We start from the raw sequence: 14,631 nt of genomic DNA, 5'->3' as shown, positions 1-14,631 counted from the left end.
TTACCCTTAGAAGCCCCGCAGACAATCGGGGTTTCTTTTATTTAAATAACGATTTTGTTCACTTTTATAACTTACTATTCCTCATAATCGTGTTTTTCTTCTAGGACTTTTATAAAGTTAAGGTGTCCATCGAGATAACAATCATTAATATAACCTTCAAAATATATTTCATTAACTTCGCTTAAAGTAAAATTTTCATTTTTTCATTCAACCAAGTTCATAATATATTCTTTTCTTCCGGTAAAAGAATGATTAGGTGCCCCATGTGCATTTTATACACTATAAATAATACCTTTTGCACACTTAAATATTAGAAACTTCATTTCTGCTTCTTCTGCAATAGCAATTTTGTTCACTTTTTCGATACATTTATGAAACATTCACATGTTATCTTCAGTATGTTCTATTCTTTTTGAGAAACCATGTGAGAATACCAAAACAAGAAGCCCTAGAGCCCTAACTCTAGGGCTTCTTGTTTTTAAATAAGGATTTTGTTGATTTTAGTTCTTACATAAAAATGTTAGGAGATTTATTTATGACTTTTGAAGATAATCGCAAATTAGGAATTCAACAAGGGTGTATAGTAATAACAGAACAATCACGATATCTTGTTGTTAAAAAAAATGAAAATTATTCTTTATTAAACATTGCGAATGCGGAATATATAAACTTTGAAGTTTCACTTGAACACCTTGAAGAAATGCTCCAAATAGATTTAAAAGAAAAAATTTAAGATATCATTCTACCAGAGAATATTAAAATCGTAGCTCAAAACAGAATATAAAATGTATTTTCTAAGAGCACTTTCGATAATGCTCTTTTTTGATGTGCCCACGTTTTTGATTTACTGATATTTCGTGATAGTTAAGAACATCTGCTATTAAAACTTTGTATAGAATCACCTCGGATAAAGTAAACACCTCCTTGATCGAATAGTATCGTCTTTAAAATAAGTTAAATCTCCTAAGCTAATTTCACTTTCAGAACCGTTTTCTTGTCGATGTAGTATTCTATTACAATTAATTTTTATGTTATAATTACCTACAGCTTATATTTTTATAGGTACAACAAATTTTATTTATATAGAAGGACCTTAATGATCCTAACTCAAGAAAAGAAAATAATATAAAATTAATTATGCATTTTCTTACCTTATTATCTTTTTTTATTCTTATTTTCTTTAGCGTCACAATTTTTTATATACCATTGATTTTTTATTTCATATGCAAATCACAAGACATTCGAAAAAATATCCTTGAAGCTGTTTTATACCAACTGTCCATTTGGATAATTACAGTGATTTGGAATCTTTTCATAATCAGAATCTTAATGTTATCTTTGTCTAATTTAGACCTAATTTCAAATAACGCTTTGAGTATTTTCAGAACAGCTCCTTTATATCTAATACTGTTTCTTTTGTTGATTTTCGGACCTATAAAAGGAATTTTATATGTGTTACAGGACAAAGACTTTCATTATCCTATTATTTCTAAATGGATTAACAAATAAAATACGTGTAAAAGAATTCAGAGTTTTACTGAATTCTTTTTTTATGGACCTTTCAAACTCTTTTACATATTCCTCCGTTCCTTCTTTTTAATAAAATTAAAATTTGCTCTTACTTCACATCTGTACGTTTTAACTATCTTCTCGACTAAATTTTTCTGGGTATCTTGTTGCTAAGATTGAAATGTAGTACAAGATGTCACCTAGCTCTAAAGCGAATTTATGTGTGTTCCCTTCTGCTTCTCCTGGACAATGAGCCGAATCAAATCCATGGCTATGGAAAATAACTTTTTTTACAATATGAGCAACTTAACCTGTTACAAAGCATGATGTTCATGTTTTCTTAAAATAACATTTTCCACTTCAACATGAAAACCTAATGTTGCACCTTCAGTAATCCCTAAAGTTCTGCGTAACCCAACCGGAATTACTACACGCCCTAGCTCGTCCACTTTTCTTGTAACACCTGTATTTTTCATATCTTACTCCCCTTTAATATTTCATCAAAACGTTTCTTATTGTCTTCGGATTCATCGTTTTGAGTTTGTTGTGATTGCTGCATTGCCCCCTGTTCTTCTTGTTCACGTAACCAACCCGGTACAACTTCCGTTTGTTTTCCGTAACTTTTACCAGCTACCTAAAATAAAAATATATTTGTTGTCCCCATCCTATCTAAAATATTCCCCCTCTTCTTAAAATCTTATATAAATATATATCTTATATATATTTAAAATATAAAGATAAAACTTATATAGGTTCATAAAATATAGAATAAAGCTTGCTATGACAGTATTTTTAACATGCCCTACTGTAAAAAATCATAAATGGTATGTAATGGGAATGTGAAGATAGACTTTGTTGTACTATCATTTCTACATAAAATCATAAAATATTACCACTATTCCTACATAAAAAATGAAGAAAAATAATTCATTGATAAGTATATTTATTCACCCGTAAATAAGAAGATATTCTCGATAGTTGTCCCCAATTTGTAGTTATTTGTACACAATCTATACACAATAATCATAATTTAATCCACTTAATTCAGTTATTCATATTTAATCACATAAAACTTGATGAATTTTAGTAGATTTACTTATAGAACCCTTATATAGCAACAATAGTATGATATATTTATTCACAACTGATACTTTTTATAAACATATCCACTAAAAAATTAATTTTTATTATGATTTTATGTAGAGTAAAGTCTCTATTCATATAGGTATTGGATGCCTTTGCAAGTTACTATTGTGGAAATTAACAATGATGAATAACTTTTATTGTATAGAAGTGCATAAAAAAAGACTCTATTTTCAATAGAATCTTTTAGAAAAGTATATAAATGTATCTAATAGAAAGACTTTGAATGATAGAGCCAACACGAATAGCCCTCTACTTTGATTTTTTTCAAATATAGAGAGCTGAAAATGATTACATTTCTTCCATTACTTTTAATACCTGTTCAGTTGATGTTACTTGAATTCCAGCACGTATCAGCTGTTCCAAGGCACGTATAAAGGTAATTAAATTTATGCTACCAGGTACTTCAATTACCCTTAGCTTTTCTTTTGGTAATTTATCTATCTTTTCAATGAACAATTCACGTACATCGCTAGGAATAAAGCGTTCCTTATGTCCTTTTATTTTTAGAAGTTCACGCATTTCTATTTCTAAAGCCATATAAGCATTTAGATTTGCACCTTGTTCATAAGCGTATTTTCTAAATAATGTTTCTTCTTGATATCTTAGATAATTACGATGGTAAGATTCCTCTGTAACAGGTACGGCAAATTTGTTCTTTAATAACTCAAATGTTTTACGGAACAGCTTCTTGATGCTTCGGCGAGAGTACATAGAGAAATGCAATCCGAAATCAAATATAGCTTGTTCTTTTTGTTTCGCTGGTACGTGCTGTGTAATAAGAGGATAAACCCCTTCTTTAGCTGCGGTATCAAGAATATGATACTGTGATGTTTGATTCAATAATTTTTTCAGTGTATATACTAACTTACTTGGATATTTTTCAGTGCGATCAATCATGTCACGCAAACTATGTATTACACTACGAATTTGTCGATGACAGGTATTTTTAAGTACATGAATAAATTTATTCATGTCTCGTGTAAATTCCCCAATATGCATTTCTTGTAGTGTAGATTCAATAAATCGGGCTTTACGGGCATACGTAACCTTTGGAGTAAAAGGATCACGATACTGTAGTTCGCCTGATTCTTTTCCACATAAGAAGTCTGAATGAATAGATAAAAATAAAGTCGTGTATTTTTTCTTGTTTTGAACCCCTTTTTGTAGTTTACAGATTTTGAATAGTGGAGTTCCTGTACAAGGCAATACAGTCGTTAGTTCTTTCATAACTGCACGAATTTGATGTGGATACTTCTTATGTAGAAAGCGGTACATCCCACCAAAGTGAGTCTTATTACCTCTTTCATCCTGTTTGTCTAAAGAACGTTTTAATGTAGTTTCTCTATGCTGTTGCATAGCAATATCTAAGAATAGCTTCTTAGATGCTACTGAAAGTTCAAAGAAAGCTTTTGTAAAGACTACAGGACTAATGTAAACATAAGGATTTGCTTTTTCTGTTTCTTCATTCATAAAATGAGTTATTTTAATTGTGTATCGACTATCTAATTCATTTTCAATCGTAATAATGTTATGTAGGCTTAATTTTTTTAATGCAATATAGAATTGAGAATGCTGTATACATGCCAATTCTTCTTTGTATTGCTTATAGTCTTCCCAAAGCATATGTACTGTTACGTTTGGAATAATACCATTCGTATAGCATTTTTTATGAAGGTAAAGGAATACTTCAAGATCTGCATTTGTAATACCGTACAATTTATGTTTTCTTTCCATTGTCTTTGAAATAGTATGACGTGAAAAAGATGGCTTTGCTTGTGCAATAAATCCATCGATATCCGCAATACGTTCTTCATACGACATTTGATTAATAATATCTTCAAGGTATGTGTCTTTATAGCTATAGTATTTTCCTTCCAATGCATCAACAAGTGCTTGCCAAGATTTTAATGTAACTATAACCGCATTAGTAGATTGTCCATCTAGACTACGTTGATTACGAATAACAAATGATTTGCTCATCTTTTTCACCTCCTATACAAATTAAAATATACATATCCGTACAATATAAAATATACCGATTTTAATTATAGCAAATTAAAAGTTGATGAAATGGGCCCCTTTAAGAGCTAACATGAAAAAATGAAATGTACGTTAATCCCTTTCATACCAAGGGGTTTCGGGTTTTGTTCTATTTTTTTTATGGACATGATATCACTATGGATTTTCATGTTCCGAATAAATAAGAAAATGAGTTGTAAAATACTAATAAACGTTGTTCTAATGGGGTTGGAAGCTTATTTTCACAAAAATATAAGGGACATGATAGGGCTGTGGATTTTCATATTTCTATTTATTATAATTTACATGAAAATCGTCAATAAACATTGATGTTAAAGGGATTTATATGAAATTTGGTATTTATAAAAGGAACGTGATACCGCTTGGGGTGATTCATCTTTTCAAACAGAAAGGGACATGATACCGCTATGAATTTTCATGTTTTATAATTCCCTGAAATTTGAGAAGATGTTGTATAAATGTATGGTATATAAGGGGTTTAGGAGAATTTATGAAACAAGAAAGGGACATGATACCGCTATAAATTTTCTTGTTTCATAACTTGAATATAGAAGAAACCCTTTTATATCAAGGGTAAAAAAGATTATGAAAAAAATATATAGTTTAATTTCATGAAATATTTAAGGCTGGATTTTTTCATGTTTTAGTCAAAAGGGACATGATACCGCTATGAATTTTCACTTTGTATGCAAACTTTAATGAGTATTACCATATATACAAGGGAAATTTTAAAACATGAATAACCTAGCTTTTTCATGTTTAATCAAAAGGGACATGATATCGCAAAAGAATTTCATGTTTCAGCTAATTCCTTGAAAAATATTAGGTTTCTTATAACGTCTTACCTTTTCCAAATGGATACAGTCTTGTATAATCAGTAAAAGAAGTGGTTAGAAGCATACGTGCTAGATTATCACTAAAGGATGGTTGGATAGAACTTACTGTATTCTTTTTTATTTTCATGAATAGGAACATCATAAGGCTATATAGATTTAAGTTTAAATCATTCTCAATTGTAAATTAAATAAGGAGAAGGATGTATATGGATAATGTTCTACAATTGTTTAAAGATGCATTAGTAATATCAGCACCTATCTATAAACATAATGAACAATTGTGGTATAAATGGAATGCTTATTACTTAGAAGTTAAAGAAGATACTAGTAGGATCGTAACTTCGGACTATTTTTCCCCATCATTTTCAATGCTTGTACAGTGGCTTGAACAGCAACAAAAAAAGGGAATCTCCTCTTTGGAAATATTCACTAACATAGAAGCTTACCAAATTGAAATTGATGTGGCGATAGGATTATTTGTGGAACAAGAGTTTTCAAGAGCTAACAATGAAACCGTGCAAGAACTAAAGGAATCTAATACAAGTTTAGAGCACGAGAATTACTATGAAGTGAATAATTCTGCGGTTTATTATAAATTAAGAGATGGCATAGCAAAGAATCAATTTGAAGAAGATGAAAATACAAAGTTGAAATCTTATCCAATTGAAACGAAAGATAGTAGTGGAGTTGCACAACTCTCTTCACATAAAGATGAAGATTTAAGATTAATAAATATTGAAGAAGCTGCTCGTTGGAATACATTGGTTGATGGTGTAATGAGTAATATGGATGATTTAACTGCTGACTGTCTAGATGCAATTACTATCCAATGGCTAAATGAGGCAAAGTCCCCTGATGAATTCATAGACTTTTCATATAATCAGGTATTAGAAATGTGTAGCATACCTAAAGCAAAGGCTAATAACAAAGAATATTATCGAGCAGAAGATAAAATAAAGGTTGCCAAACGTATTGCTGCCTTAGCCAGTATTTTTATCTATTTAAATGATGATAATGAGGTAGTTGTATTAAATGATCGAGCTGAAGCAGGTAAACATTATGAAGTAAAGCGAGAAGTTATTAAGAGGCTTTTTGTATTAGATTCTGTGGTACTCTGGAGAGATAATAACACTAACGAATATATGGGGATAGAATCTTGCAGGATTAAGCCAGGGAGCTTCTTATCAAGTTATTTATATGGTTCTAGTAGTACAACGGCACTGTTATCAAAAAAAGCGTTGGAATATAATAGTTATAGACATAAATATCATAAGAGATTGATTCGTTATTTAACTTGGCAATGGAGAATTCGTCAAATGTTCTCTAGTTTAAAAAGGCCTTACTCTATAGGAGGAGATAAGGGATTACTGGCTGTCATGGGTATAAATCAAAATCAAAAGCCAAATCGTATCCGTGAACAGTTAGAAAATGTTCTTATTGATTTAGAGAAGGAAAAGGTAATATCACATTGGGAGTACAGTGAAGATTTAAAAGAGGAAGTGTTAACAAAGAAGAATTGGTTTAAGAACTATTATGCTCAGTTAGGTATAATAATTTTACCTCCGAAAGAATTAATGAATTCAATAGAAAAAATAGTGAAGAAAAAAACAGTAGATATCATACAAGAAGAGTCTCCTGTGAAAATAGAAAATAATAATTTAGATGTTGATGAGTATGAAAATTCAATTAGAGAAAAAATATCATTCTTCCATGTGAATAAAAATATTACAATGAGAGATCTTTCAAAAGAAATAGGTATATCACAACCTACCCTTTCTAGGTTCTATAATAAGAAAACAAAACGCCTTTCAGGCACGGCTAAAGATAAATTAAATCAGTGGTATAAAAGACAAATTATTATTGATAAGATGTAGAAAAACCTTGCATCCATGATAAAAAAAGAGTCCCTATTTTAGGGACTCTTTTTTATCATGGATGCATAACGCTAGTTACCAAATAAATTGGCTGTATCCAGGTCTTCATATTCATCTTTTAGTACCGCTTTTTCAGTTGGTGATTCATTTTCTATATGTGAATCTTTAGAAGTAGAATTTTTTTCAAGAGATGAAACAATCTTATTTTGATCTGCAGCCTCTTCTTCATTTGCTTGGTTTTCTTTTTGAATAGTAAGATTTGAATTATTTAATAGTATACGCTTAACATCATTTAAAAAGTCTTTATCTTGAAGTAAAATTTCTTTTTGCATTTGTTGCTGTATCTTATAATCAGCCACGTCTTGTAATCCGTGTTTATCAATAAAATAGCATACAAGTTTGTATAAAGAATCGGCTATATTGCTTTGTGACTCGAACCATTTAAAGAATTCTTCATTCTCAATCTTCTTGAGGTTCCAGAAGAAGGACTCTCTTTTTTTGTCGGACATACTATTTCACCTTTTTTCGAGAAAGAATTTTCTTGATAATTTGCATCCCCTTAGCATTCATATCTACAGCGTATTTCTCCGGAATCCACAATAAGTACATTCCAACTCGCTCACAATACTCTAATAATTGATTATACAATTCATCTTTAAAAGTAATACTTCCCCCACCATATACACATAAAACTTCAGCTTCACTGGCTGTATTGTTTACATATTTTTCATCTGTATCTTCTAGGATTAGTTCTGCTTGTTCTACTTTTGTAATATTAAAGTGTGTTGTTGCCTCTTCATGGTATTTATGATCTATATCTTGAAGAATTTGAGAGAATTGTTGGCGTTTAATGTTTGTGCCACGTTCTTGATTTAATAATTTTACAGCTTCTTCTGTAGCATGACCGACACCGCGTCTTTCACCGCTACAAGCATCAATTACTGGATTCACGCCCACTGTGTAGATATACTCAGTTGTTCCGTCCCCAATATCAGAATGTAAAATCTTTTTGTTTTTAAAGAAAGAGCCGTCAATTTTTTTGATTTCAAGTTTTTTTGCATATAGTTTAGTGAAATCAGTAAACATCTCCTCTTCCCCTTCAAGAATTGCAAATAAGGGAGGAACACCCTCTTGTGTAATGTTTGCACTATTAAATGTTAAGCTAACCGTTACCTGCTCTTCTCCTACATAAACCACTACAACATGATTTGAATTAGTAAAACGTTGTTCTAAATGTTTAGCGTTTACGGGTGTCCATTGGCTTGCTGGGATAGCTGAAATAAGGTCAACAGTCACATTGATTGATTGTGGTAGTTGTTCTGTGCGTTCCCATTCAAGTTGAACTGATTTGTTTGCAATTAATCCTAGCATATTAATTAGTGGTAAATCATCATTATATTTTTGACCTACTTTAATGTTCATGTTTTTAGGGTTTTTCCCTGTTAACATCGCACGATTACCAATGAAATACATTCCAGATCTTCGAATGGATTTACTAGCAATATTCACGAACATATTATCTACTAAATTAACTACGTTTTTTTGGATGTTTGTCTCAGTAACATTAGGCATTGAGTAGACACTTTGATATACATTTTTCATTTTTATGTATTCACCATTGATGTAACCTTTAAACGAATCGTTCCCAATATCACCTTCTATGTCTATATGAAGAGTTTTGCCTTTTAAACTTGCCATTATACATCACCTCTAGGAATTTTATTTCTAATTTATATCTAATAAATATATTATAACCTATAAAACCCCTGGCGACAAGGCTTTTATAAGGTTTTTGAAGAATAAATATAATTAAAATATAAAATAAATATAATTTAGATATAAATTAGATATTTAATTAAAATATTCAAGTTATTTTTGGGTGGTTTTGACACTTTATATATTTTAGGTATATCTAAAATATATCTAAAATATATAAAGTATGTTATTGGCGGGAGGGATACGTTTGTTGAAGATGTCTTTTTAAATATCAAGTTATTTCTGTGATTTATGGATAGACTATTGATGATATATTTCGGGAATCCAAGGGATATCTAGTGGAATGAGGTATATATTTTAATCGAGAGAAAGAAAATTAGAATGCAAATAAGATTAATTGCGAATATGACTTATACATACTTGCATAGTAAAAATGGTTAGCCCAATAAACGTTATAAAAGTGTTATTTCGGTGTTTGATATTGTGTGAACGCTAGGCGTTTTTAATGCGTTAAACCCCTTTAAATCAACATTTTCAATGTTTTTTATAAACAAGTTGCTGATAAGGAAATGAGATTGGAAGTTTAGATGTTTTTTGGTGTAATAACGCATTGAAAGACGGTTTTAAATTGAGATTTTTATTATATAAGTTTGTTTTTGGCTATTTTGATGATATCTATAACCAAAAGACTAAAAAAGTAGTATGCAAATTAACCCTCTACATATCAAGTGTAATATGTAGAAAAAAATATCTTGAGTATGTATTTTTGTTGTATATGTTCTATTTGTATCTGTAGCACTCCTTTAAAAGAATAGAGAATCTATGAAATTTGATTTGAATATAAAAATTGAACAGGATTAATTACAGATTCATATATATTTGCTAAACAAACGTTATTATGGTGTTTACTTGGCGAACTTAGCAGATGAACACTAGGCGTTTTTAAAGCGTTAAACATTGTAATAGCAACATTTAAAGTTGATTTTAAAGAGAAAAAAGTTTAAAAAATGATAAAATCTATAAATTTAATTTTCGAGTTCGATATTAAAAAAAGTAGTTTCTATATACATACATACTTACTTAGATCATAGTGGCAATATAAAGCTATGTTGAAAAGGTGTTTTTAGGAAATCCATTGGTAACATACCTTTAAAAGTAAAACTTCTTTCTGAAGCAACTAATAAAATAAGATTTGGGATTGGGTATATATCTAGGGTGTTATTCGGTTTGCATACATTTACTGTTTTTTAGTAGGAATGTAGTAATTGATTCTCCGTGAACGCATAGCGTTCACGGAGAATCAATTATACTAATCGTGGGAATGCTGATTTAAAGTTTAAAAGTAAGATGTTTAAATAGACAATGAATAACCTTTATTACTCTTGTTTTATTTTTGAAATTAACTCTAAATTTGTATGATAAGATACCAAATTCTTTAACAAAAATTTTATATCATCTGATATTCTTCTCGGAGTATCTATTTAAATTTCTTAAGTTGAAGTAAATGCAAAAGTTTTATTTTATGAACGTTTTAGAAGTGTTATTTAGGCGTTGTTATTTGGTGTTGGGGCGTTCTTAAATCAATTTTTAATGGCATATTTATATAGTTATTAATTAGATGTTTTTGATGGGTAGAGCAAAAACTTTGGCTAAGAGATAATATGATTGCAATTCAAAAGAAGATTATTTTCTAAAACATATGAAGATGTGGAATATCAACCTTAGTTCGGAGAGGAGTACGGTAGACGTAAGCATATTTTTTTGAAATGAATGACTCTAGTCCAAACAAAATAAAAAACTTACACAAGAAACAAACGAATGGAGATATCGTTATAATAGGTGATCAAACAAAAATATCTACAGTAGAACGTAGTTTGCGAAGATCATGATTTAGTACAACTGTTAGACCGTACATAAAAGAATAAATGAAAATTGGTACTTCTGTTGGAAATGATATGTGATTAGGAATTAAAGAATTTTTCTATTTATGCAAAAACTAAATTTGTTCGGACAGCAGAAACTAGCTAGCAAAAGCAAGGCGTATTCTTTTCAGAAGAACGAAGAATTCTTCGAACTGGCATATGTAGCCTAAAGAAGGCAATAATTTTTGAAGTATCTTAGATACAATTTTCAGGAATGTTGGAACTTAAAGCGAAATGGAATGAGGAGAAAGTTATAGTTGTACCTGATCCCGTGCTTCTGGTTACTTATTTTAGAGGTGTTGCCAATGAATTTTTCATTCTTAGGGCATATATCATAATAGATATATTAATCTAGGAATAACTAAAAAAACAAATCAATTCATTTCTTAGCTTTACAATATAGTTATAAAGAAATAGAAATATTGTTTAATGGAGATTTTCGGATGTGAAGAAAATCTCCATTATACATTGCGGGTTTCATGAACGTTATAAAAACGGTCATGTTGCTATCAAAATATATTTTTAACACTACTAACTATTTTTTTGTATAGGATGTATTTAATATGAGAATACTATTAATATTGAACTACGCCCACTTAACAATGTTTCGACTTATTTAATATATTAGATTAGTGCTTTATCTTGTTTTTCATAATTTTGTCAAGTGTGGGACGATAGAACTTTGGAGCTTTTACAATTGTAATGAGTCTTCTGCAACCAACATCCTATCTTAAGTATTCATAAAAAGCAATCTGTACAAGTATATAGTAACAAGCCAATCGGTATGGATCTCCCAACTTCACAATTTTGAGGACGAAGTACTTTGTCAGAAATTGATAAAATTTATGCAATAATTTTGAGAATGCTACATTTAAGCAACTATGTTTTTAAATGATATCACTAAATCGAAGACGTTATAGATTAAAATTATTAATCTTAATTTTAATCTATAACGGTTAAATGGATATTTTAAGGAATGAGGATTCTTGTATAATCTAAACGCTATCGAAGTGTTATTTTAGTGTTTATTCTCTCGTGAACGCTATCCGTTATTTCACCGACTAATCCTGTAACTACAACGTTTGGAGTTGTTCAAAGAGCGTTACTCATAACAGGCGTATCAATTAATAAAATATGTATTCAAATGATGTTTTGTTCCATTGAAATGATAAAAACGATCTAAAATATATCTATGCATAAATTAGTAGTTAAAATACATTAATGTATTTTAATTTAACGATATATTAAGTGTTTTATAAATAGTACTGAATGTTATAACAACAATTCCAACGAAATGAAGTAAAAATATATCGTATTAAATTCTTTAAGCAGGAATCAACTTGCAAGAAGCAAAGTATAATCTTCCAAGGGCATATTTTAAGAAATTCCCTAAGTGTATCCGTGTCATAGATGTTAATGAGAGTTTCCTTCTTATAACACACATTATGATAAAGGTATTAACAAAAGTTTATATCATAAAAACGAAGTGGTTCATTTATAAATCGTAGAAATTACGAGAATAGTCACCTAATAAATTAAAAAATGGAGTGTCTTTTTACTTATAGTGAACTCACGCCTCAAACATTCTTGCAGGCTGTTTGAGGCGTAAGATGTTTAATACAATAGGAAGGAATAAAATAGGATGAGCGCTTGAGAAACGTTAATTTAACGCTTTGTGAAATGTGAACGCATAGCGTTTACAAAGAATTCGGTTCATTAATATGATACGTTAAAATATATTTACATCTAAAAGTATCATGTGATTTTAGAATAGATATGTTTTATTTAACAGTGTTCATAACGCGTATGGATTAGCAATAATGAATGCTACGCATTGTATAATGCCTTTTTATTATTACAGATCTTAATTGAATGTTACACTTAATATAACAAAGACAATCTGACAAATATATTAAAGTTGGCTGGGGATATATGGAGTATTTTTGGAATCCATAAGAAAGGACAAAAAGATATCTAGTTGTGGTTATGCGGAAATTGTCTTTAACTTAAATGTTATCAAGTGTTTTTAACGTGAACGCTACCCGTTATTTCAGCGTCTATCCCTTTAATATCAGTATTCCGTGTTGTTTAAAGGTCGCAATTTATGCTAAAGCAATATATAAAATCTGATAACAAGTGTATCAATTAATAGCCCAATAATAAAGTTGTATGTTTCTATGTTGTAATAACTAATTAACGTTATAATAACGTTCTTGACTAAATGAAGCAGAGAGCTTCACAATGTTATATATATGTTATGAAGAAATTAAAGCGAAGTGGTATGACAAAAAAGTAATTGTTACATTAAAAACAGATGATGTTAGCTGACTATGTTCGAAGTATGATTACGGAAACATAAACATTAATGGGCGTGTTCTTCTTGTGGTACATATCTTTAAATCATAAGGGCGATGTGATTCGTCTAAAAGGCCTAGGAACTATGTGATAGCGACCTAACAAATTAGAGAATGGAAGATTTTCTATGTTTAGTGTTTTGAACCCGAAACGATCTGTAAGGATATTAAATGGCAAGTAGTTTAATACAATATGAAAAAACGAGATGAGCGCTTACAAAACGTTAATTTAACGTTTTGTAAATAGTGAACGCATAGCGTTCACTATAGATTCAGTGCATTGATATAACACTTTTCCTTTAGGAAATAATGTAATTTTAGAAGTAAAGATATGGTCTTTATTAATAGCGTTTATAACGCGTAGGATTTAGTAATAATGAATGCTGTGATTGATGACAATTTATATAAAAAATCTAATCTGGCAAAATGAATTAAAGAATACTAGAAAAAGCATACGGTTTCCTATATGGATTTATTATGTAGTTGAGGAATTAGAGGATTAGTCAATCCTCCCTAAAAATCGGCAAAGAATACACTTAATTAATTTTAGAAAATAAGATTAACATGTTGATATTAGCAATATAAAGTGTTTTTGGAATTAATAAGAAAAGTCCTATAAGATATGCAACTGTGGTCATCTTGAAATTCCTTTAAGCAAAATATGTTGAACCACTTAGTACTTAACATCTTTACGGACTGTTTGAAGTGAGGGATCCCTATGTACAGAAGCCTAACGGTTTCTAATTTAGTAGGCCTATCCCCAGAGTTCCTACGGTTAAGAGACGAATTGCTTCATTTCTAAGATTGAGCACTGTGTTACGATTTCTATTATGATGTGTGCCACAATAAGGATAATCCCACTCGCGAATGGTTAGATTTTTAGCATCTTTGTTTTTGTAGTTACAATTGGAACATAATTGACTAGAAACAAATGTTTTAGATACTACAACTAATTGTTTGCCATACCACTTTGCTTTATATGTCAACATTGTTTAAAATTGTGACCAAGAGCTTTTGCAAGCCTTCATTTTTTGAGCATGCCACTGAATCGTACGTATTCTTTACCAATGACATCGTGTTTTTTGATGATTTCAGTAGAAAGCTTTTGTAAGTAAACAGCCCGTGATAATTGCATCATGTTCATGGATTCATGCAATTATCACGGGCTGTTTATTCCAGTTAGAGTTAGAAACATAAGTTATATAAAAGTACATTCTCAAAATTAAACAAGAAA

The 14,631-nt window shown here is 30.0% G+C and carries 8 protein-coding genes and 3 pseudogenes; 4 read left to right on the top strand and 7 right to left on the bottom strand.

Going from position 1 to position 14,631, the window contains the following annotated elements; all coding sequences use genetic code 11:
- The first annotated feature begins 535 nt into the window (after positions 1-535).
- Both AC241_RS30600 and AC241_RS33955 read left to right on the top strand, forming a co-directional pair.
- The gene (locus AC241_RS30600) at positions 536-733 is read left to right on the top strand and encodes a hypothetical protein (RefSeq protein WP_050845542.1); all 198 of its coding nucleotides are present in this window, start codon (positions 536-538) and stop codon (positions 731-733) included.
- Between the two features lie 404 nt (positions 734-1,137).
- Positions 1,138-1,509, top strand: coding sequence for a magnetosome magnetite crystal formation protein family (locus AC241_RS33955; RefSeq protein ID WP_080990945.1), 372 nt, complete (start codon positions 1,138-1,140; stop codon positions 1,507-1,509).
- Between the two features lie 109 nt (positions 1,510-1,618).
- Here AC241_RS33955 and AC241_RS35495 read toward each other — a convergent pair.
- From AC241_RS35495 to AC241_RS35795, 4 genes and pseudogenes are all read right to left on the bottom strand, one after another.
- Positions 1,619-1,815, bottom strand: a pseudogene (locus AC241_RS35495) (nucleoside triphosphate pyrophosphohydrolase family protein); the annotation flags it as partial.
- Between the two features lie 3 nt (positions 1,816-1,818).
- Positions 1,819-1,985 (bottom strand): annotated as a pseudogene (locus AC241_RS30590) (AbrB/MazE/SpoVT family DNA-binding domain-containing protein); the annotation flags it as partial.
- A 958-nt stretch (positions 1,986-2,943) separates the two neighbouring features.
- A complete protein-coding gene (locus AC241_RS30585) occupies positions 2,944-4,635 on the bottom strand; it encodes a hypothetical protein (protein ID WP_050845540.1) in 1,692 nt (563 codons plus the stop codon).
- Positions 4,636-5,526: 891 nt separating this feature from the next.
- Entirely contained in the window at positions 5,527-5,658 is a 132-nt protein-coding gene (locus AC241_RS35795; RefSeq protein ID WP_254914694.1) for a hypothetical protein, read from the bottom strand.
- 79 nt (positions 5,659-5,737) lie between these two features.
- Here AC241_RS35795 and AC241_RS30575 point away from each other — a divergent pair, with 79 nt between their 5' ends.
- Positions 5,738-7,405 (top strand): helix-turn-helix domain-containing protein, encoded by a 1,668-nt coding sequence (locus AC241_RS30575; protein ID WP_050845538.1) that lies wholly within the window; start codon positions 5,738-5,740, stop codon positions 7,403-7,405.
- 71 nt (positions 7,406-7,476) lie between these two features.
- Here the strand turns inward: AC241_RS30575 and AC241_RS30570 are convergent, their stop codons facing one another.
- The gene (locus tag AC241_RS30570) at positions 7,477-7,914 is read right to left on the bottom strand and encodes a hypothetical protein (RefSeq protein WP_050845537.1); all 438 of its coding nucleotides are present in this window, start codon (positions 7,912-7,914) and stop codon (positions 7,477-7,479) included.
- 1 nt (position 7,915) lies between these two features.
- Positions 7,916-9,103: a ParM/StbA family protein gene (locus AC241_RS30565; RefSeq protein ID WP_000157618.1), complete on the bottom strand. Its 1,188-nt coding sequence runs from the start codon at positions 9,101-9,103 to the stop codon at positions 7,916-7,918.
- Positions 9,104-10,887: 1,784 nt separating this feature from the next.
- Between AC241_RS30565 and AC241_RS35790 the strand changes: the two genes are divergently transcribed.
- Complete coding sequence (locus AC241_RS35790) at positions 10,888-11,010, top strand: hypothetical protein (protein ID WP_268998441.1); 123 nt, start codon at positions 10,888-10,890, stop codon at positions 11,008-11,010.
- Positions 11,011-14,137: 3,127 nt separating this feature from the next.
- Here AC241_RS35790 and AC241_RS34495 read toward each other — a convergent pair.
- Positions 14,138-14,584 (bottom strand): annotated as a pseudogene (locus AC241_RS34495) (RNA-guided endonuclease TnpB family protein); the annotation flags it as partial.
- Positions 14,585-14,631 lie beyond the last annotated feature (47 nt).

Origin of the sequence: Bacillus thuringiensis (genome assembly GCF_001182785.1) — a bacterium.
GTDB lineage: Bacteria > Bacillota > Bacilli > Bacillales > Bacillaceae_G > Bacillus_A > Bacillus_A thuringiensis_S.
This window is presented reverse-complemented; position numbering and strand designations above follow the sequence as displayed.